Here is a 19,231-nt window from a genome sequence, read left to right as displayed (position 1 = left end):
GGGCGGGGGAAAGGGCGAACGAGCCTCCAGGGTAGCGAGGCAGTGCCAGCGGCTTTCCCACACGGTCTTCGCAGGGGGCGCGTGCTCCTCGCAGAGCCCGTGGGCCGTGTGCAGACCGTATCCGGCGCGCGGAGCGGACTTTCCCCGGGAAGCGCGTTCCGGCCGGTTGTCCACAGGCGGGCACGTGGGGGTTCTGGACCGGCTGCCGACGCCCCAAGCTGGGGATCATGCAGAGGGAGAACCCGGCGCTCGTCGTCCGGCCCCGCCTGCTGGCGGCCGGTTTCACCGACGAGGAGCTGCGCCGGTGGCGGGCGCAGGGCCGGCTGGTCACCGTGCGCCCGGGCGTCTACATACGGGCCACCGATGCGGGGCCGGACGATCCGGCGACGCGGCACGAGCTGGCGATCCGGGCTGCGGTGCAGCAGATCGCTCCTGGTGCGGTGATGAGCCACGTGTCCGCCGCGGTGCTCCACGGCCTGCCGCTGTGGTCGGCACCGCTCGACCGGGTCCACGTCACCCGCAACCGCCGCTCCGGTGGCCGCCGCAGCCGGTTCCTGCACCTCCACGCGGCCGCTCTCGAGCCCGACGAGATCGTCCTCGTGGACGGCATCGCCGTCACCTCGGTGGCGAGGACGATCGCCGACCTCGCCCGCCACCTGCCGTTCGAGCCTGCGGTGGTGTCGGCCGATGCCGCCCTGCACCGCGGGCTCGTCACGCGGGCGGCTCTGGCCGATGCTGTGGAGCGGTCGTCCCACCGTCGCGGCAACACCGCGGCGCGGCGGGTCGTCGCGTTCGCCGACGGGCGGAGCGAGAGCCCTGGCGAGTCGCGCAGCCGCGTCGCGCTTCAGCGGGCGGGTCTGCCGGCGCCCGTTCCGCAGTACGTGGTCCTGTCCGCCGGCGGGACGGCGATCGCGCGGGTCGACTTCGGGTGGCCGAAGCTGAGGACGGTCGGCGAGTTCGACGGGCTGGTGAAGTACGGCAGGCTGCTGCAACCCGGCCAGGTTCCGGCCGAGGTCGTCGTGGCGGAGAAGCGGCGCGAGGACGCCATCCGTGACGAGGACCTGCGGGTGCGGCGGTGGGGCTGGGACGACCTGGACCACTTCGAGCCCGTGGCCAAGCGGCTGCGGCTCGCGTTCGACGCAGGCTGAGCGCAACGCGCGCTCGCTGCGTTCCTCGCAGGGCCCACGGCCTCTGCGACGAACACACCCAGCGCGCGGCTCAGGCCAGGAGGCTGCTGTGGGTCTGTGTGGTGCCGTCTTTTGCTTCCAGCAGTGTCTCGAAGGTCGACTCCGTGGTCGTCTCCGCCTCCGAGAGCAGGGGCACCACGTGCTCGCGCACCTCGAACGGGCTCAGTGCGCGGCGGTAGGCGTGCACCGATGCGAACCGGACGACCAGCACCCACTGGTCGGGCTCGTCCACCGAGCGACCCAGCTCCCCGCCCAGACAGCCGTCGGCTGCGGTGAGGAGCTCCAGCGCCCGGCCGGCCCGCGCGAGGAGCGCGGGAGCGGCGGTGGGAGCGGCCACGAACCGGCAGACGAGCAGCACGAACGGAGCATGCCACCGGACGCCTACGATGGAGCCAGCGGCCACCGGAGTGCAGGACCATCGGGGGGCGTGGCCGCCGCTTCCGGGGATGGGGACCAATGTCGATCGTCGCTGGTGCCGGGCCGGCCGGCGCGTCCGCCGATGAGGCCGCGTACGCCCAGGTCGGTGACCGGTCGGCTGTGCACCCCACGGCACACGGCACCACTGCGCCCGCACCCGTGCACACCCCGCGCACCCTCTCGGCAGCAGGCGACCTGCTGCGGGCGCTCGCCGCTCCCGTCCGCATCGCCATCGTGCTCCAACTGCTGGAGTCCGACCGGTGCGTGCACGATCTCGTCGACGCGCTGGGGGTCACCCAACCGCTCATCAGTCAGCATCTGCGGGTGCTCAAGTCGGCCGGTGTGGTGCAGGGTGACCGGCAGGGCCGCGAGGTGGTCTACTCGCTCGTGGACGACCACCTCGCGCACATCGTCGTCGACGCGGTGGCTCACGTCGAGGAGGGGGACCGATGAGTGTGACGGGGCAGGCGCCTACGACGCGGGCGCTGCGGGCCACGAGGCAGCGAGCCGCGGTGTCGGCGCTGCTCGACCGGCTCGACGACTTCCGCTCGGCCCAGGAGATCCACGAGGAGCTCCGCCGCCTCGGTGAGGGGATCGGGCTCACCACCGTCTACCGCACGCTGCAGACGCTCGCCGACGGCGGCGAGGTGGACGTGCTGCGCACCGGCACCGGCGAGGCCGTGTACCGGCGGTGCGACACCGCCGACCACCACCACCACCTGGTGTGCCGCCGCTGTGGCTACACGGTGGAGATCGAGGGCCCCGACGTGGAGAGCTGGGCGCAGCGCGTGGCCGACAGCCACGGGTTCGTGGAGCTCAGCCACACGGCGGAGATCTTCGGCCTGTGCAAGGACTGCGGCACCCGCTGAGCGTCTCGTCTCAGAACGACACATCCGGCGCGTCCCGCGGCCGCTAGCGTCCGCGGCGACGCAAGGAGGCGCTCATGGCGGACGACGTGGCAGGCGGCAACGGGACGGCCACAGCCACCGCACCGAGCACGGTGCGCAGGCTCGACGGTGCGGAGTCCGCGGAGCTGGCCGGTCTCGCCGCGGTGTTCGAGGACCTCCAGTACGTGCTGCGCTGCTGCGAGCACCTGGTCTCGGCGCTGGCCGCGCCGCGGCCGGACCCGGCGCTGGTCGAGGCGCTGTGGACGGGAGCGCTGATCGGCTACGTCCGGTGCTTCTCCGGCCGGGCGGGTCTCCTCACCGAGGACGACCTGGGCAGGCTCGAACTCGACGGCGACGTCGGCGAGTTCCACGGGATGGTCAAGAAGCTGCGCGACCACTACGCGTCGCGGCACGTCAACCCGCGTGAGTCGTTCACGATCGGCGCGGCGCAGGCCAACGACGGCAGGCCCACGGGCGTCGCGGTGGTCTCGGCGCCGCGCCCGCTCGTCGACGACACCACGGTGCGCCTGCTCGGCCGGGTGGCCTACGCACTGAGCGGGCTCGTCGACGCGCGGATGCAGGAGGCCCAGAGCCGGGTGCTCGGCGCGGCCGGGAAGCTCTCGCCTGCACAGCTCAGCGCGCTGCCGCTGGTGCACCTGTCGACCTGACGCATCCCGGTGGGAGCCTGGTCAGTCGGCGGTCAGCTCCGTGCGCATGCTCGACGCGCTGCTGACGACCAGCATCAACAGCGTGCCCATGGCCTTCTCGTCGAGCCCGCTCGCCGGGAAGGCGTAGCGCAGGGTCACGTCCCAGCCGCTCTGGCCGCGGATCACCCTCGGGGTGCCGAACAGCCCTTCACCGGCGCCGAGTGCCACCCGGGTCGGGACGTCGGACTCCGCCGGGAGATCCCACGCCACCACGCAGGTGAGGTTGAGAACCGGCAGGCCCTCCTCCAGTTCGAGGCCCTGCAGCGCGCACACGACGCCGCCGTGCGCGAACGTGAGAGCGCCGTCGTCGTCGACGGTGACGTCGTGGAAGCGCTCGAGCGCCGCGCGGGCGATGTCGAGCATCTCCGGGATCCCGCCGCTGGTCATGACGCGGTGCCCGGCTTGTCGAGCGCTCCGCCGAAGCGGCGGTCGCGGCGGGCGTAGATCTCGATCGCCTCCCACAGGTGCCGGCGGTCGAAGTCGGGGAACAGCGTGTCGAGGAAGACCATCTCGGCGTAGGCCGACTGCCAGAGCAGGAAGTTCGACGTGCGCTGCTCTCCGGAGGACCGCACGAACAGGTCGACGTCGGGCATGTCCGGCTCGTCGAGGTACCGCGCGATCGTCCGCTCGTCGATCTTGTCGGGCTTGATCCGCCCGTCGGCGACGAGCCGGGCGATCTGCCGCACGGAGTCGGCGATCTCGGCGCGGCCGCCGTAGTTGACGCACATGGTGAGGGTGAGGACGTCGTTGTCCTTCGTCTTCTCCTCGGCGATCTCCAGTTCCTTGACCACCGAACGCCACAGCCGGGGCCGGCGGCCCGCCCACCGGACGCGCACACCCATCTCGTGCATCTCGTCGACGCGACGGTGGATGACGTCGCGGTTGAAGCCCATGAGGAAGCGCACCTCGTCGGGGCTGCGCTTCCAGTTCTCCGTGGAGAAGGCGTAGGCCGAGAGCCAGCGGACACCGATGTCGATCGCTCCGCGGGCGACGTCCATCAGGGATGCCTCGCCGCGCCGGTGGCCCTCGATCCTGGGTAGTCCGCGGGCGTTGGCCCAGCGACCGTTGCCGTCCATGACGAGGGCGACGTGGTTCGGCACGAACTCGGAGGGGATCGCCGGGGGCCGCGCACCCGAGGGATGCGGCGGCGGAGGCTGGAATCGGGCCACGGCGGGCAACCCTACGTCGGGGGGTGTGGCGCACCGCAGGGCGCGTCCGGCGATTGCCGCAGTAACCGGCGGATCGGACTTTCCTACCATTCATCCATGACCAGCTCCCCTGAGTCCGGCGGCATAGTCGGTTGGGTCGTCGCTCTGATGGACGCCCTCGGCGCCCCTGGCGTCGGACTTGCCATCGCCCTCGAGAACGTCTTCCCCCCGCTCCCGAGCGAGGTCTTCCTCCCACTCGCCGGCTTCGCCGCTGCTCGAGGCGAGATGAGCGTGGTCGCCGCCATCGTGTGGACCACGCTCGGCTCGCTCGCCGGAGCCCTGGTGCTGTACGGCATCGGCGCCGCGCTCGGCCGCGACCGGCTGCGCGCGATCGTCGACCGGATGCCGCTGGTGAACCTGCGCGACGTCGACAAGGCCGAGGAGTGGTTCGCCCGGCACGGCGCGAAGGCCGTGTTCCTCGGCCGGATGGTGCCGCTGGTGCGCAGCCTCATCTCGGTGCCCGCCGGGGTCGAGCGCATGAACCCCGCGCTGTTCGCCGCACTCACCGCAGCGGGGAGCCTGATCTGGAACACCGCGTTCGTGCTCGCCGGGTACACGCTCGGCGAGAACTGGCACATCGTCGAGAGCTACGCCGGGATCGCCTCGAAGGTGGTGCTCGTGGCGATCGTGCTGGCCGTGATCGTGTTCGTCGCGAAACGGGTGTCGCGACGCAGGCAGCAGGGCGGCCAGGACGAGGCTGCCGCGCTGACCGACGACAGCCCCACCGAGCAGATCCCCGTGGTCTCCGCGGCTGCGCCCACCGAGCGGATCCCGGTGGTCCAGCCGGGCCCGCTCCGGCCGCCGCCGCGGCGCGGGCCGCACCAGTAGCCTCCGGCCGGTGACGACGATCGTGCGGGCGACCCGGAGGGCCACCGGGCTCGCCGCGGGCGCGCTCACGGCCACGGCGCACGTGCTTCTCCTGCTGCCGGCCGCCGGGGCCCTGCTCGTCCCCGCCGCCCGGCCGGCGGTGACGGCTGCGGGCCGGCGGCTGGTCGCCATCGAGCGCGCCCGGGTGACGACGCTGCTGGGCGAGGTCGACCCGGCTGGTGCCGCGCCCTCCACCCCGCGAGCTCTGCGCTACCTGGCCGCCCGGGCGCTGGTGGGGCTCCTCGGCGGGGTCGTGCTGCTCCTGCTCGTGCTCGGCGCGGGGTTCGCGGCCACGATCCTGTGGTCCTGGGTCACCGGCACGCCGTGGCTGCTGGACGACGAACCGGCCGCCGTGGTCACCGGTCAGATCGTGGCCTACTACGCGGCCTCCGGTGCGGTGCTGCTCTATCTCGGCCTGGCCGGGGCCACCGGCGTCGTCCGGTGGGAACGCACGCTGCTGGCCCGGTTGCTCGCGCCGTCCCGCGAGGAGCAGCTCGCCCGCCGCGTCACGGAGCTGGCCGGCACCCGCGACGCCGTCGTCGCCGCCGTGGACGACGAGCGCAGGCGGATCGAGCGCGACCTGCACGACGGCGTGCAGCAGCGGCTCGTCGCCCTCGGCATGCTGCTGGGGCGGGCGCGGCGGCATCCCGACCGCGCCGACGAGCTCGTCGCACAGGCCCACGAGGAGGCCCAGCGGGCCCTCGGGGAGCTGCGGGAGGTGTCGTGGCGCGTCTACCCGGCCGCGCTGGACACCGAGGGCCTCGAGGCCGCGCTGGAGTCCGTGGCCGAACGGGCTCCGCTGCCGGTGCGGATCGCGTGCTCGATCCACCGGGAACCGTCCGCGGCGGCGCGGGCCGCCGCCTGGTTCGTCGTCTCCGAGGCCGTCACCAACGCGGCGAAGCACTCGGGAGCGTCGGGCGTGACGATCGAGGTGCGCACCACGGACGGCGCGCTGGACGTCGCGGTCCAGGACGACGGGCGCGGCGGCGCCGACCCCACGGGCGGCGGCCTGGCCGGTCTGGCGCGCCGGGTCGAGGCCGCCGACGGCACGCTGCGGGTGGAGAGCCTGCCCGGCGCCGGCACGCTGGTCGGGGCGCACCTCCCGGACGCCGAGTTGCAGCAAAGCCACGATGCGGCAACCACGTTGCATGAAAGTGGCTTTGCTGCAATGGGGTCGGTGCACCCGCGGAGGCCCGGGTGAGCCTGCGGATCACCATCGCCGAGGACTCCGCGCTGCTGCGCGAGGGGCTCGTCCGGCTGCTCGTCGACGAGGGGCACGAGGTCGTCGCCGCCGTCGGGGACGCCCGCGCCCTGCTCGGCGCCGTGGAGCAGGACCAGCCGGACGTCGTCGTCGCCGACGTCCGGATGCCGCCGACCCACAGCGACGAGGGCATCGTCGCGGCCCTGGAGATCCGCCGCCGCTGGCCCGGGGTCGGGGTGCTCGTCCTCTCGCAGTACGTCGAGCGCCGGCACGCCGCTCAGCTCATCGGCGGGGACGGCGGGCGGGTCGGCTACCTGCTCAAGGACCGGGTGGCGCAGGTCGGGGAGTTCCTCGACGCGCTGGAGCGGGTGGGGGCGGGTGGGGCGGCCTTCGACCCCGAGGTGGTGCGGCAGTTGCTCGCCCGCGGCAGCCACGCCGACCCGCTCACCCGGCTCACCCCGCGGGAGCGGGACGTGCTCGACGCCATGGCCGAGGGGCTGACGAACGCGGGCACGGCGGAGCGCTTGCGGATGTCGGTGAGCGCCGTGGAGAAGCACGTGGCGTCGATCTTCGGGAAGCTCGGGATCGGTGATGCCGCCGGGTACAGCAGGCGGGTGCTGGCGGTGCTGCGCTACCTGGGCTCGTGAGGAGCGCGGACGTGCACCGGTTCAGCTCGGCGCCGGATCGGTTGCACGCTCGACGGCCGGCACGAAGTGACGCCGCTCCACCAGCGGCAAGGACCGCAGCTGGCGCTCCATGTGCCACTGCAGATGCGCGGCCACCAGCCCGCTCGTGTCGCGGCGGGTGACGGCGCTCATCGCGTCCGCGGTCTCCCAGTCGCCGTGCAGCAGGGCGTCGAGCAGGGTGAACGTCTCGCGTGATGGCGTCACGGAGCCGGGCGGGCGGCAGCGCGGGCACACCGCTCCCCCGGCCGCGATGTTGAACGCCGGGTGCGGGCCGGGCTCGGCGCAGCGGGCGCAGTCGCTGATCGCGGGGGCCCAGCCGGCATGGGTCATCGCGCGCAGCAGGAACGCGTCCAGCACGAGCGACGGGTCGCGTTCCCGCCCGGACAGGGCCCGGATCGCCCCCACCAGCAGCAGGTACACCCGCATCGCGGGCTCGCCCTCCTCCGCGACGAGACGGTCGGCGGTCTCGAGGATCGCGCAGCCCGCGGTGTAGCGGGGGTAGTCGCCGATGATGCCCACGCCGAACGCGTCGACGGTCTCGGCCTGGGTGATGATGTCGAGCGAGCGGCCGGTGTAGCACTGCACGTCGACGTGGTTGAACGGCTCCAGCCGAGCGCCCCAGCGCGACTTCGTGCGCCGCACCCCCTTGGCCACGGCGCGCACCTTGCCGCGGCGGCGGGTGAGCAGCGTGACGATGCGGTCGGCCTCGCCGAGCTTCTGCACCCGCAGCACCAGTCCGGTGTCGCGGTAGAGGCTCACCGTCCAAGCCTACGGCGGTCAGTCGCGCGGCCGCGCGTACCGGGCCGTGCAAAGGGGCACGAACACGGCCAGCAGGAGCGCCGTCCACAGCAGCGAGGCGAGCACGGGGTGCTCCAGCGGCCAGGCCCCGTTGGTGGGTGCCACCGGGTTGCCGCAGAGCTCGCGGACGGCCGCGGTCACGGCGCTCACCGGGTTCCAGTCGGCGATCGTGCGCAGCCAGGCCGGCATCCCGGCCGTCGGGACGAACACGTTCGACAGCATCCCGACGGGGAAGACGAGCACCGACAGCTGCGCGGCCGTCTCCTCGTTCCTGATCACCAGCCCGAGGAACATGCCGATCCAGGTGGCCGCGAACTGGAACGCCACGAGCAGCCCGAGCGCGCCGAAGGCAGGACCGATCCCGGTGCGGATCCGCCAGCCCACCAGCAGCCCGCAGGCGGCCATGAGGAGCAGGCACACCAGCCCGTACAGCGCGGTCGCCGCCGCCTGCCCGAACGGCACCGCGACCCGCGAGATGGGCATCGAGCGGAACCGGTCGACGACGCCGCGCCCGGAGTCGCGCGCCATGGTGATCATGGCGGGGATCAGGTTGAACGCGATCGTGACGAACAGCCCGGGCACCAGGAACTCCCGGTAGTCACCTGAGCCGGGCACGGCGATGGCGCTGCCGAAGATGTAGCCGAACACGAGCACCAACATCACCGGCGCGGCGAGGGTGAGGGCGATCCCGGCCGGGTCGTGCCGCAGCTTCGCGAGCACGCGGGACGCCGCGGCGGCGCCGTCGACGAGTGGGCGGCTGCGGGCCGGAACGGTGCTGGTCATGGCAGTGGTGGTCACGCTGCTGCCTCCTCGTGGCGGGGACGTCGGCCGACGAGATGGAGGAACACCTCGTCGAGGGTGGGGCGGCGGATCCCGGCGTCGATCACCGCGACGCCCGCCGCGTCGAGCGTGCGCACGACGGCGGGCACGGAGACGGCGGTGCCGACCACCGGGGCGCTGATCCGCAGGGCCACCGCGTCGATCTCGGGATCGCCGCCGGTGTACGCGGCGAGAGCGGCAGCGGCGGCGGGCAGCTCCCCTGACGTCTCCACGAGGACGTCGACGCGGGCGCCGATCGAGTTCTTGAGGACGTCCGGACTGCCGGTGGCGACGGACTTCCCGCCGTCGATGATCACGATGTCGTCGGCGAGCCGGTCGGCCTCCTCCAGGTACTGGGTGGTGAGCAGCACCGTGGTACCGCCTCCGACGAGCTCGCGCACGGTCGCCCAGATCTCGCTCCGGCTGCTCGGGTCCAGGCCGGTGGTCGGCTCGTCGAGGAACAGCACGGGCGGGGCGACCACGACGCTCGCGATCAGGTCGAGGCGCCGTCGCATGCCGCCCGACCACGTCTTCACCAGCCGGTCGGCGGCGTCGGCGAGGTCGAAGCGGTCGAGCAGTTCCCCCGCACGGCGGCGGGCCTCGCGCCGGCCCAGGTGGAGCATCCGGCCGAGGATCTCCAGGTTCTCGCGGCCGGTGAGATCGTCGTCCACGGCGGCGTGCTGCCCGGCGAGGCCGATCGAGCCGCGCACCAGCGCCGCGTCCCGCACGACGTCGTGGCCGAGCACCGTGGCCCGTCCGGCGTCGGGCACGGTGAGCGTGGCCAGTACGCGGATCGCGGTGGTCTTGCCCGCCCCGTTCGGACCGAGCACCGCGCACACGCTGCCGCGGGGGACCACGAGGTCGAGCCCGTCGAGCGCCCGCACCGGGCCGTACGCCCGCACGAGTCCTTCTGCTACCACTGCATCCGTCATCGGCCCTCCCGAACTGCAACCAGTGTTCGCAGTTCGAAGAGTAGCTGACTGAGTACAATGTTCGCAAAGGAGGCGTCATGGCCCGGAGCATCTGGCTGCGCCAGGAACGGTCGGGCCGCGGGCCCGCACCCGAGCACAGCAGGGCGCAGATCGCCGCGGCCGCGGTGGAACTGGCCGACGCCGGTGGTCTCGACGCCGTGTCCATGCGCAAGGTGGCCGCTGCCGTCGGGGCGGGCGCGGCATCGCTCTACCGGTACGTCGAGACCCGCGACGAACTGCTGGAGCTCATGGCCGACACGGCAGCCGGAGAGATCGACATCTCGCGGGCCCCGTCGGGCGACTGGCGGGCCGACCTCGTCGCGCTCGCGCACGGCATCCGGGAGGTGTACCGGCGCCACCCGTGGATGCTCGACATCGCACCGGGACGGGTCGCCTTCGGCCCCAGCACCGTGGACGTCCTGGAGTACGCGCTCGCCGTGATGCGGGACCTGGACGTGCCGCCCGGCACGAAGATGGAGGCGTTCGCATTGATGAACGGCTTCGTCGCGCTCCTCGTCCGCACCGAGAGGGCGATGGGTGGTGCGACGACGGAATGGCAGGAGACGCAGGCGGAGTTCCTCGCCTCGGTGGTCACCGCAGGGCGCCACCCGCACCTCGCCGCGGCGTTCGCCACTCCCCCGGCACCGCCCGCGGCCGACCTGCTCGACGGCGTGCTACCCCGCGTGCTGACCGGCCTGCTCGACACGGGCCGCGACCGTCCGTGAGTGGACTGCGCCTCACCGGCGGGACCGGTTCGGGCGACTCAACCGCCGCAAGCGGGCGACTCGCGGCGGTTCGGAGGGTCAGAAGCCGAGCTTGCGCAGCTGCTTCGGGTCGCGCTGCCAGTCCTTCGCGATCTTGACGTGCAGGTCGAGGAACACCTTCGTGCCGAGCAGCGCCTCGATCTGGCGGCGGGAGTCGGTGCCGACCTGCCGCAGCCGCTCCCCGCCCTTCCCGATCATGATGCCCTTCTGGCTCTGCCGTTCCACGTAGATGTTGGCGTGCACGTTCAGCATCGGCGCGGCCTTCTCGTGCCTGCCCTCGCGCGGCACCATCTCCTCGATCACCACGGCGATCGAGTGCGGCATCTCGTCGCGCACGCCCTCGAGCGCTGCCTCGCGGATCAGCTCCGCGACCAGCGTCTCCTCGGGCTCGTCGGTGAGCTCGCCGTCGGGGTAGAGCGGGGGGCCCTCCGGCAGCCGGTCGACGAGCAGGTTGGACAGCAGGTCGACCTGGAACCCGTCGACGGCGGAGCAGGGCACCACCTCGGCGAAGTCCATGAGGTTCGTGAGCTGGGTGAGCCGCTCGACGATCTGCTCGGGCTGCGCGAGGTCGGTCTTCGTGACGACGCCGAGCACGGGCGTGCGGCCCGCGACCGACCGAAGCTCGTTGACGATGAACTCGTCGCCCCGGCCCACCGGCGCGTCGGCCGGCACGCAGAAGCCGATGACGTCGACCTCGGCCCAGGTCTCGCGGACGACGTCGTTGAGCCTGCTGCCGAGCAGCGTGCGCGGCTTGTGCAGGCCCGGGGTGTCGACCACCACGAGCTGGGCGTCGGGCCGGTGCAGGATGCCTCGGATGGCGTGGCGGGTGGTCTGCGGCCGGCTCGACGTGATCGCGATCTTCTGCCCGATCAGGGCGTTGGTGAGCGTCGACTTCCCCGCGTTGGGCCGCCCGACGAAGCAGGCGAACCCGGACCGGAACCCCTCGGGGACCGCGCTGAAGCCGGTCACGCCGCACTCAGCGGGGCGATCCGCTCGCCCGTGAGGCGCTCCAGGATCTCCCGGCCGATCGGCATGGCAGCGGTGGCCGCGGGGGACGGCGCGTTCAGCACGTGCAGGACCGAGCCTGCGCCCCGTGTGCCGCTCACCCCGGCCTGCTCGACGAACAGGAAGTCGTCCACCAGTGAGCCGTCCGGCTTCACGGCCTGCGCGCGCACCCCGGCACCAGCAGGCGAGAGGTCCTCGGCCCGCACGTCCGGCAGCATCCGCTGGATCTGCTCGACCATGGCCTTCTTCGACAGGGACCGGTGCACCTCGCCGAGCCCGTACTTCCAGTGCTGCCGGGCCAGCCGCAGCATGCCGGGGTAGGCCAGCGACTGCACGAGCTCCTTCGGCCTGATCGTGCCCCACGAGTAGCCCTCGCGGGCCAGCGCCAGCACCGCGTTGGGGCCGGCGTGGACGTGCCCGTCGATCCCGCGCGTGGCGTGCACGCCCAGGAACGGGAACGCGGGGTCGGGCACCGGGTAGATCAGGCCCTTGACCAGACCGGCGGCCCGGTCGCTGAAGCCGGAGTACTCCCCGCGGAACGGGATGATCCGGATGCCGGGATCGGCGCCGGACGCCCTGGCCACCTCGTCGCAGCGCAGTCCGGCACAGACCACCACCTGCTTGGCGAGCAGGTCGGTGCCGTCGGTGCGCACCACCACGTCCTCGCGGCGGCGCACCAGCCGCAGCACGGAGGTGCCGAGGTGGATCTCGCCACCCTCCTTCGCCACCAGCTCACCGATCTTCTCGGCGACGAGCCGGTAGTCGCAGATGCCGGTGGACGGCACGTACAGCGCGGCGATGCCCCGGACGTGCGGCTCGTGCTCGCGCATCCCGGCCTGGTCGAGCTCGTGCGCCTCCACCCCGTTGGCGACGCCGCGGCGGGCCAGCTCCGCCATCCGGGGCAGCTCCTCCGGCTCGGTGGCGACGACGAGCTTGCCGGTGACCTCGTGCGGGAGGTCGTGCTCCCGGCAGAAGGCGACGGTCTCCGCGCAACCGGCCACCGCGAGGCGCGCCTTGAGGCCACCGGGCGCGTAGTAGAGCCCCGAGTGGATGACGTTGGAGTTGTTGCCGGTCTGGTGGGTGGCGAGGCGCTGCTCGCGCTCCACGACGGCCACCGAACGCCCGCTGCGGACCACGGCGTGGGCGGTGGCGAGGCCGACGATGCCGCCGCCGACCACGACGACGTCGAACTTCGGAGTGGCGGGGAAGGTCATGCGGACGTCTCCGTGGTGGTGATCGGGGAGTGGATCTGCTGGACGGCACCGGTGACGTCGGCGCGCAGGACGGCGGCGGCGGGGGCGAGGTCGTGGACGGCGGCGAGCGAGGCGGCGTCCACCGTGTCGGCTGCGGTGACGACCGCGGCCGCCTCGAGCCCTGGAGCCCCGCTGGACACCGCGGCGGCGACAGCGGCCTGCAGCGCGCTGAGCGACAGCGACGGGAGCGCGACGGACGTGGCCGCGTACGTGCGCCCGTCGGTGTCGCGGACGGCGGCACCCTCGGCGGCACCCGTGCGGGCCCGCGCCGAGCGGGCCAGCGTCACGATCTTGGCGTCCTCCGGGGCGAGGGCCTCGGGGGACGGGTCACCCTGGACGGACATCGCTCTCCTCCCGACGGTCGGCGCGCTCGGCGCCAGCACCGTCCCGTTCCTCGTCGTCCTCGCCTGCCTCCACCGGCTCGACCAGCACCGTGTTGATCCGGATCCGGCCACGGGCGTCCTTGCCGCCCTCGGCCAGCAGCCGCAGCCCGGGCACCTCGGCACGGGCACCCGGTAGCGGCACCCGGCCGAGCCGATGGGCGAGCAGGCCGCCCACCGTGTCGACGTCGGCGGCCTCCAGCACGTCGGTCAGCAGGCTGTCGACCCCGTCGGCCCCGGGGAACAGCTCCACCAGGTCCTCCACCGGCAGCCGCGCGGAGACCCGGAGCCTACGTCCGTCGAGCTCCTGGACGTCGGGCACCTCCTCGGAGTCGTACTCGTCGGTGATCTCGCCGACGATCTCCTCCAGGATGTCCTCGATCGTCACCACGCCTGCCGTGCCGCCGTACTCATCGACGACGATCGCCATGTGGCTGCGGGTGCGCTGCATCTCCTTGAGCAGTTCGTCGATGCGCTTGGTGTCCGGCACGAAGACAGCGGCCCGCATCACGGACTCCAGCGGGGCGACCGGCTCGTCCGTGTCCGCCTCGTCGGAGTCGGCGGCCTGCACCGCCTGGACGAGATCCTTCAGGTAGGCGACACCCACGATGTCGTCAACGCTCTCACCGAGCACGGGGATGCGGGAGTAGCCGCTCTTGAGCGCCAACCGAAGCACCTTGTCGACGGCCGTGTCGCGTTCGGTCCACACCACGTCCGGGCGCGGCACCATCACCTCGCGCACGAGCGTGTCGCCCAGCTCGAACACCGAGTGGATCATCTGGCGCTCGTCCTCGTCGACCACACCGCTGGTGCTCGCCATGTCGACCAGCTCGCGCAGCTCGACCTCGGAGGAGAACGGGCCCTGGCGGAAACCCTGGCCGGGAGTGATCGCGTTACCGATGACGATCAGCAGCTTCGTGAGCGGGCCCAGCAGCGTGGCGAGTGCCCGGATCGGCGCGGCGACCAGCATCCCGACGCGGTACGGGTGCTGGCGGCCGAGGGTACGGGGGCCCACGCCGATGAGGACGTAGCTGACCACGAGCATGATCCCGCCCGCGGTGAGCGCCGCACCCCACAGCGGCCGGACCGTGTCGACCAGTGCCACGGTGAGCAGGACGGTGGCGCCGGTCTCGGCGGCGAGCCGCAACAGCAACAGCAGGTTGACGTGCCGGGGCCGGTCGGCCACCACCGTGGCGAGAGCCCGTGCCCCGGGACGACCCGCCCGCACGAGCGCGTCGACCCTGGCCCGGGAGACCGAGTTGAGCGCGGCGTCGGCCGCGGCGAACAGGCCGGCCAGCGGGACGAGCAGGACGGCGATGACGATCAGCTCGAGGTTCATGACGTCCGTTCCGACGTGCTCCGCGCGGTGCCGGTCATGACGGTCCGGTCAGCTGTCTTCGAGACCGACGGTGCCGAGCACCGCGGAGTCGCTGCGGCGCTGGGCCTCGCGGGCGGCGGTCTCCGCCACCGCGGCACGCCAGTCGCCGAGAAGCTTGTTCTGGAGGGCGAACATCTCGCGTTCCTGGTCGGGTTCGGCGTGGTCGTAGCCGAGCAGGTGCAGCACGCCGTGCACGGTGAGCAGGTGGAGCTCGTCCGACAGCGGGTGGCCGGCCTTACGGGCCTGTTCGGTGGCGAACTCGGGGCAGAGCACGATGTCGCCGAGCAGCGCGGGCCCCATCTCGGGCGCGTCAGGGCGGCGGGACTCCTCGGTGAGCTCGTCCATCGGGAAGGACATGACGTCGGTGGGCCCCGGCTCGTCCATCCAGCGCTCGTGCAGCTCGCTCATGACCTCCGTGGTGACGGCCAGGATGCTCAGCTCCGCGGCGGGGTTGACGTGCATCGCGTCCAGCGCGAAGCGCGCCACCGAGGCGATGAGCGACTCGTCCAGGGTGACGCCGGACTCGTTGCAGACCTCGATCGACACCTGTTACCCCTGATCCGCCCGATGATGAACAGGGGCAAGCGTAGACCGTGGCCCTCTGTAGGTTCGGCTGCATGGGCACTGCGGCAACCGTCACCAACTGGGCAGGCAACATCGTCTTCCGGGCTCGCCGGTTCCACCGGCCGGATTCGGTGGCGGAGCTACAGGAACTGGTGGCAGGCAGCGAGCGGATCCGGGCCGTCGGCACCGGTCACTCGTTCAGCCCGATCGCCGACACCACGGCCGACCTGGTGTCGCTCGCGGGTCTCCCGCCGGTCACGGCCATCGACCAGGACGCCGCCACCGTCACGGTGTCGGCAGGCCTGCGCTACGGCGAGGTCACCGGGCTGCTGCACGAGGCGGGGTTCGCCCTTCCCAACCTCGGCTCCCTTCCCCACATCTCGATCGCGGGCGCCTGCTCCACCGGTACGCACGGCTCCGGCGTCGGCAACGGGGCACTGGCGACGGCCGTGTCCGCCGTGGAGCTGGTGGGCGCCGATGGCGAGCTGCGCACGGTGCGCCGCGGGGACGCCGACTTCCCCGGTTCGGTGGTCGCACTCGGCGCGCTGGGCATCGTCACGGCCCTGACGCTGGACCTGCGTCCCACGTTCGGGATGCGGCAGTGGGTGTACGAGGGCCTGCGCGGGTTCGACGACGTCGAGGAGGCGCTCGCGAGCGCCTACAGCGTCAGCCTGTTCACCTACTGGACGGGTGCCGGATTCGACCAGGTGTGGGTCAAGCAGCGCGACACCGAACCCGAGCACCCGGCGCGCTGGCTCGGCGCCACCCGGGCCGACGGGCCGCGGCACATGGTGCGGGGGGTCGATCCGGTGCACTGCACGACGCAGCTCGGGGAGCCCGGGCCGTGGCACGAGCGGCTGCCGCACTTCCGGCTCGAGTTCACCCCGAGCAGCGGCGACGAGCTGCAGTCGGAGTACCTGATCCCGCGGGCCGCCCTCGTGGACGCACTGCACGCGCTCGACCGGATCCGCGACACGATCGCGCCCGTCCTGCAGGTCTGCGAGGTGCGCTCGATCGCCGCCGACGACCTGTGGCTCTCCCTCGCCCACGACCGCGACAGCCACGCCCTGCACTTCACCTGGGTCGCCGACACCGAGGCCGTGCTCCCGGTCGTGGCCGCCGTGGAGGCCGCGCTGGAGCCGTTCGCCGCACGGCCGCACTGGGGCAAGGTCTTCACCACCGGGCCCGAGGCCGTCCGGGCGCTCTGGCCGCGCCTGCCCGACGTGGAGCGGCTGCTGCGCCGCCACGACCCGGCAGGCAAGTTCCGCAACGACATGCTCGACCGCTACCTCCCGGGCTGAGCCCGGCCGGCACGCGCGCCGGGTGGGTTCCTCACAGACCCCGTAGGCCCTGCGAGGACCACACCCGGCGAGCGGAAGTGCCCTCCTGCCTCAGCCGCCCGCGGCGGGCGCCTGGCGGGCGCAGGTGGTGTCCTGGGCCGGGAGCGCCAGGTCCACGAGGTAGCGGGTGGCGGTGGTGTCTGCGCAGGCGTTGGCGGCCTGCAGGGCGACCGTGTGCCCGTCGTTCTCCACCGTGAGCAGCCGGGCCTGCATCTGCCGGGCCAGCGAGACGCCGTCCTCGTACGGGGTGGCGGGGTCACCGGTCGAGGAGACGACCAGCACCGTGGGCAGGCCGGGGGCCTTGACGGGGCCCGGCTCGCTGGTGGGCGGGACCGGCCAGAACGAGCACTGCTCCAGCGCGTTCGACGGACCGGTGCCCGGGTCGAAGAACGGCGCGATCTGCAGCGACTCCTCGCTGATCTCGAGCGCGACCTGCCGGTCGGTGAGCCGGTCGGAGTCGACACAGTTGATCACCGGGAAGGCCTCCAGCAGGTTGCTGTAGCTGCCGTCGGGTGCCCGCTCGTAGTAGGCGTCGGCCAGCCGCAGCAGGTTGGTGCCGTTGCCCTGGGTGACCTGCACGAGCCCGTCCTGCAGGAAGCCCCACAGCGACTCGGAGTACAGCGCGGTGAGCACGCCGGTCATCGCGTCGTTGTAGCCCAGCGTGCGGTCGCCCACCGCGACCGGCGTGGTGATCAGGGGACGCAGCAGCTCCTGCAGCCTCTTGGACGCACCCTGTCCGTCGGTGCCCAGCGGGCATCCCGGCTGCGCGACGCAGGACGTGGCGAAGTTGTCGAAGGCCCGCTGGAAGCCGCGCGCCTGGGTCAGCCGCGACTCCACCGGGTTCAGCGCGGGGTCGACGGCGCCGTCGAGCACCATCGCGCGCACCGAGCCGGGGAACTGCTCGGCGTACTCCGCGCCGATGCTGGTGCCGTAGGAGTAGCCGACGTAGCTCAGCTTCTCGTCGCCCACCACCTGGTGGGCGACGTTCAGGTCGCGGGCCACGTCCCGGGTGCCGACGTTGGCGAGCACGTCGAGGCCCACGCGGTCGGCGCAGCGCTGCGCGAAGTCCTTGTACTCGGTCTCGGTCTGCGCCACGCCCGCCGGCGAGGTGTCGATGTCGAGGTCGGCGCGCTCCTCGTCGATCTCCTTCGTGTCGGAGCAGTCGATCGCCGGCTCGGAGACGCCGACGCCGCGCGGGTCGAACCCGATGAGGTCGAACTTCTGGGCCACCTCACCGGTGCCGATCAGGCCGGCGAGCGACGGCAGGAAGCTGACGCCGGAACCACCGGGACCGCCGGGGTCGGTGAACAGCGAACCGATCCGGGCGGCCGGGTCGAGCGCTTTCTGCCGGAGCATCGCGATCCGCGCGGTCTTCCCGTCGGGGTTCGCGTAGTCGAGCGGGACCTCGAGGTAGGTGCAGTCGAACTTCGGGTCGGCGTAGGCCTGCCGGTCGGCGTCGGTGCGCGCGAAGTCGGCACACGAGCCCCACGAGAGCTGTTGGTCGAGGAACCGATCGAGTCCCGGCTGGGCCGGCGCGGCAGGCGCCGCCGACGCCGCGGGCGGCACAGCGATCGACAGAGCGGCCAGAACGGGAATGAAGCTCGCGACCACCGCGCGACGGGACACTCTCACGAAGGGATAGTGACGGTGATCCGTCTCACGGGCAACTACCGGCCGGGGCCCGTGTCGATCAACGCCTGCGTGATCGCCGATCCTGCGGCGGGCCGGTGCGCGGCGCGGCGGAGCGGAGGTTGGGCCGCTCGTTGTCGGCGTCCCAGCGCGCGTAGGCGTCGACGATGTCGGCCACCAGGCGGTGGCGCACCACGTCGGTGCTCGTGAGCTGGGAGAAGTGCACGTCGTCGACGTCGCCGAGGATGTCGCGCACGACTGTGAGCCCGGACCGGGTGCTGCCCGGCAGGTCGACCTGCGTGACGTCACCGGTGACCACGATCTTCGAGCCGAACCCGAGCCGCGTCAGGAACATCTTCATCTGTTCCGGCGTGGTGTTCTGGGCCTCGTCGAGGATGATGAACGCGTCGTTGAGCGTGCGCCCTCGCATGTACGCCAGCGGCGCCACCTCGATGGTGCCCGCCGCCATCAGCTTGGGGATCGACTCGGGGTCGATCATGTCGTGCAGCGCGTCGTAGAGCGGGCGCAGGTACGGGTCGATCTTCTCGAAGAGCGTGCCGGGCAGGTACCCGAGCCGCTCCCCCGCCTCGACGGCCGGCCGGGTGAGGATGATCCGGTTGACCATCTTGGCCTGCAGCGCCTGCACGGCCTTGGCCATGGCGAGGTAGGTCTTGCCGGTACCGGCCGGTCCGATGCCGAAGACGATCGTGTGCGCGTCGATGGCGTCGACGTAGCGCTTCTGGTTGAGCGTCTTGGGCCGGATGGTCTTGCCACGGCGGGACAGGATGTCGAGGCTCAGCACCTCGGCGGGCGACTCACCGATGCGGGCGCGCTCGTCGGCCCCGCCGTCGCCGAGCATCTCCACGGTGCGCCGCACGGCGTCGGTGGAGACCTGCTGGCCACGCTCGGCCAGGGTGATCAGCTCGGTGAAGACGCGCTCCGCGAAGGCCACGTCGGCGGGGGTGCCGGACAGGGTGAGCTCGTTGCCACGCACATGGACGTCGGCCTCGAGCAGGTCCTCGGCGACGCGCAGACTCTCGTCGCGCGAACCCAGCAGCGCGAGCAGAGCGGCGTCCGGAACGGCCATGCGGGACTGGACTGGGTCCGGATGGGTCAAGGGCTGTGCCGCCTGCTTCCTACGTCTCTGCTCGTGGGACCCAGCGATGCTAC

Annotated in this window: 22 protein-coding genes; 9 read left to right on the top strand and 13 right to left on the bottom strand. The window is 72.6% G+C overall.

Going from position 1 to position 19,231, the window contains the following annotated elements; translation table 11 throughout:
• The first annotated feature begins 227 nt into the window (after nucleotides 1-227).
• Nucleotides 228-1,148, top strand: coding sequence for a type IV toxin-antitoxin system AbiEi family antitoxin domain-containing protein (locus tag AC5L35_RS33355; protein ID WP_495063733.1), 921 nt, complete (start codon nucleotides 228-230; stop codon nucleotides 1,146-1,148).
• Between the two features lie 70 nt (nucleotides 1,149-1,218).
• On the opposite strand, the gene AC5L35_RS33350 is transcribed toward AC5L35_RS33355, so the two are convergent.
• Complete coding sequence (locus tag AC5L35_RS33350; RefSeq protein WP_495063732.1) at nucleotides 1,219-1,545, bottom strand: antibiotic biosynthesis monooxygenase family protein; 327 nt, start codon at nucleotides 1,543-1,545, stop codon at nucleotides 1,219-1,221.
• A gap of 98 nt (nucleotides 1,546-1,643) precedes the next feature.
• On the opposite strand from AC5L35_RS33350, the gene AC5L35_RS33345 reads away from it, so the two are divergent.
• The 3 genes from AC5L35_RS33345 (at nucleotide 1,644) to AC5L35_RS33335 (ending at nucleotide 3,159) form a co-directional block, all read left to right on the top strand.
• Nucleotides 1,644-2,057 (top strand): ArsR/SmtB family transcription factor, encoded by a 414-nt coding sequence (locus tag AC5L35_RS33345; protein ID WP_495063731.1) that lies wholly within the window; start codon nucleotides 1,644-1,646, stop codon nucleotides 2,055-2,057.
• Nucleotides 2,054-2,473: a Fur family transcriptional regulator gene (locus tag AC5L35_RS33340; RefSeq protein WP_495063730.1), complete on the top strand. Its 420-nt coding sequence runs from the start codon at nucleotides 2,054-2,056 to the stop codon at nucleotides 2,471-2,473. Before AC5L35_RS33345 ends, AC5L35_RS33340 begins: the two co-directional genes overlap by 4 nt.
• A gap of 74 nt (nucleotides 2,474-2,547) precedes the next feature.
• The gene (locus tag AC5L35_RS33335; RefSeq protein WP_495063729.1) at nucleotides 2,548-3,159 is read left to right on the top strand and encodes a hypothetical protein; all 612 of its coding nucleotides are present in this window, start codon (nucleotides 2,548-2,550) and stop codon (nucleotides 3,157-3,159) included.
• A gap of 21 nt (nucleotides 3,160-3,180) precedes the next feature.
• Here the strand turns inward: AC5L35_RS33335 and AC5L35_RS33330 are convergent, their stop codons facing one another.
• Both AC5L35_RS33330 and AC5L35_RS33325 read right to left on the bottom strand, forming a co-directional pair.
• Nucleotides 3,181-3,585, bottom strand: a complete 405-nt coding sequence (locus AC5L35_RS33330) for a hypothetical protein (protein WP_495063728.1) — start codon at nucleotides 3,583-3,585, stop codon at nucleotides 3,181-3,183.
• Nucleotides 3,582-4,367 carry an isoprenyl transferase gene (locus tag AC5L35_RS33325; protein ID WP_495063727.1) on the bottom strand — a complete coding sequence of 262 codons (786 nt, stop codon included), beginning with the start codon at nucleotides 4,365-4,367 and terminating at the stop codon, nucleotides 3,582-3,584. The genes AC5L35_RS33330 and AC5L35_RS33325 overlap by 4 nt, the downstream gene beginning before the upstream one ends.
• 96 nt (nucleotides 4,368-4,463) lie before the next feature.
• Between AC5L35_RS33325 and AC5L35_RS33320 the strand changes: the two genes are divergently transcribed.
• From AC5L35_RS33320 to AC5L35_RS33310, 3 genes are read left to right on the top strand one after another with little or no spacing between them, the layout of a single operon-like run.
• Nucleotides 4,464-5,234, top strand: coding sequence for a DedA family protein (locus AC5L35_RS33320; RefSeq protein WP_495063726.1), 771 nt, complete (start codon nucleotides 4,464-4,466; stop codon nucleotides 5,232-5,234).
• Between the two features lie 10 nt (nucleotides 5,235-5,244).
• Nucleotides 5,245-6,474 (top strand): sensor histidine kinase, encoded by a 1,230-nt coding sequence (locus AC5L35_RS33315; protein ID WP_495063725.1) that lies wholly within the window; start codon nucleotides 5,245-5,247, stop codon nucleotides 6,472-6,474.
• Nucleotides 6,475-6,476: 2 nt separating this feature from the next.
• A complete protein-coding gene (locus AC5L35_RS33310; RefSeq protein WP_495063792.1) occupies nucleotides 6,477-7,121 on the top strand; it encodes a response regulator in 645 nt (214 codons plus the stop codon).
• A 21-nt stretch (nucleotides 7,122-7,142) separates the two neighbouring features.
• Here the strand turns inward: AC5L35_RS33310 and recO are convergent, their stop codons facing one another.
• Genes recO through AC5L35_RS33295 form a run of 3 tightly spaced genes read right to left on the bottom strand, consistent with a single transcriptional unit; the run spans nucleotide 7,143 to nucleotide 9,709 of the window.
• The gene (gene recO, locus AC5L35_RS33305) at nucleotides 7,143-7,919 is read right to left on the bottom strand and encodes a DNA repair protein RecO (protein WP_495063724.1); all 777 of its coding nucleotides are present in this window, start codon (nucleotides 7,917-7,919) and stop codon (nucleotides 7,143-7,145) included.
• Between the two features lie 18 nt (nucleotides 7,920-7,937).
• The gene (locus AC5L35_RS33300; protein WP_495063723.1) at nucleotides 7,938-8,756 is read right to left on the bottom strand and encodes an ABC transporter permease; all 819 of its coding nucleotides are present in this window, start codon (nucleotides 8,754-8,756) and stop codon (nucleotides 7,938-7,940) included.
• Complete coding sequence (locus AC5L35_RS33295) at nucleotides 8,753-9,709, bottom strand: ATP-binding cassette domain-containing protein (protein ID WP_495063722.1); 957 nt, start codon at nucleotides 9,707-9,709, stop codon at nucleotides 8,753-8,755. The genes AC5L35_RS33300 and AC5L35_RS33295 overlap by 4 nt, the downstream gene beginning before the upstream one ends.
• Nucleotides 9,710-9,786: 77 nt before the next feature.
• Between AC5L35_RS33295 and AC5L35_RS33290 the strand changes: the two genes are divergently transcribed.
• Nucleotides 9,787-10,473 carry a TetR/AcrR family transcriptional regulator C-terminal domain-containing protein gene (locus tag AC5L35_RS33290; protein ID WP_495063721.1) on the top strand — a complete coding sequence of 229 codons (687 nt, stop codon included), beginning with the start codon at nucleotides 9,787-9,789 and terminating at the stop codon, nucleotides 10,471-10,473.
• A gap of 78 nt (nucleotides 10,474-10,551) precedes the next feature.
• Here AC5L35_RS33290 and era read toward each other — a convergent pair whose 3' ends face one another.
• From era to ybeY, 5 genes are read right to left on the bottom strand one after another with little or no spacing between them, the layout of a single operon-like run.
• A complete protein-coding gene (gene era, locus AC5L35_RS33285) occupies nucleotides 10,552-11,481 on the bottom strand; it encodes a GTPase Era (RefSeq protein WP_495063720.1) in 930 nt (309 codons plus the stop codon).
• Complete coding sequence (gene lhgO / locus AC5L35_RS33280) at nucleotides 11,478-12,731, bottom strand: L-2-hydroxyglutarate oxidase (RefSeq protein ID WP_495063719.1); 1,254 nt, start codon at nucleotides 12,729-12,731, stop codon at nucleotides 11,478-11,480. The genes era and lhgO overlap by 4 nt, the downstream gene beginning before the upstream one ends.
• A complete protein-coding gene (locus tag AC5L35_RS33275) occupies nucleotides 12,728-13,114 on the bottom strand; it encodes a cytidine deaminase-like protein (RefSeq protein WP_495063718.1) in 387 nt (128 codons plus the stop codon). Before AC5L35_RS33275 ends, lhgO begins: the two co-directional genes overlap by 4 nt.
• Nucleotides 13,098-14,489, bottom strand: a complete 1,392-nt coding sequence (locus AC5L35_RS33270) for a hemolysin family protein (RefSeq protein ID WP_495063717.1) — start codon at nucleotides 14,487-14,489, stop codon at nucleotides 13,098-13,100. Before AC5L35_RS33270 ends, AC5L35_RS33275 begins: the two co-directional genes overlap by 17 nt.
• A gap of 48 nt (nucleotides 14,490-14,537) precedes the next feature.
• Entirely contained in the window at nucleotides 14,538-15,074 is a 537-nt protein-coding gene (gene ybeY / locus AC5L35_RS33265; protein ID WP_495063716.1) for an rRNA maturation RNase YbeY, read from the bottom strand.
• A gap of 71 nt (nucleotides 15,075-15,145) precedes the next feature.
• On the opposite strand from ybeY, the gene AC5L35_RS33260 reads away from it, so the two are divergent.
• The gene (locus AC5L35_RS33260) at nucleotides 15,146-16,393 is read left to right on the top strand and encodes a D-arabinono-1,4-lactone oxidase (protein ID WP_495063715.1); all 1,248 of its coding nucleotides are present in this window, start codon (nucleotides 15,146-15,148) and stop codon (nucleotides 16,391-16,393) included.
• Between the two features lie 90 nt (nucleotides 16,394-16,483).
• Here the strand turns inward: AC5L35_RS33260 and AC5L35_RS33255 are convergent, their stop codons facing one another.
• On the bottom strand, nucleotides 16,484-18,064 hold the full coding sequence (locus AC5L35_RS33255) for an alpha/beta hydrolase (RefSeq protein WP_495063714.1): 1,581 nt from the start codon (nucleotides 18,062-18,064) through the stop codon (nucleotides 16,484-16,486).
• A 58-nt stretch (nucleotides 18,065-18,122) separates the two neighbouring features.
• Nucleotides 18,123-19,148 carry a PhoH family protein gene (locus AC5L35_RS33250; RefSeq protein WP_169397322.1) on the bottom strand — a complete coding sequence of 342 codons (1,026 nt, stop codon included), beginning with the start codon at nucleotides 19,146-19,148 and terminating at the stop codon, nucleotides 18,123-18,125.
• Nucleotides 19,149-19,231 lie beyond the last annotated feature (83 nt).

It is taken from the genome of Pseudonocardia sp. OZ21 (assembly GCF_059359135.1).
Note: the sequence above shows the minus strand (reverse complement) of the source record. Positions and strands in the feature narration are given on the sequence as shown.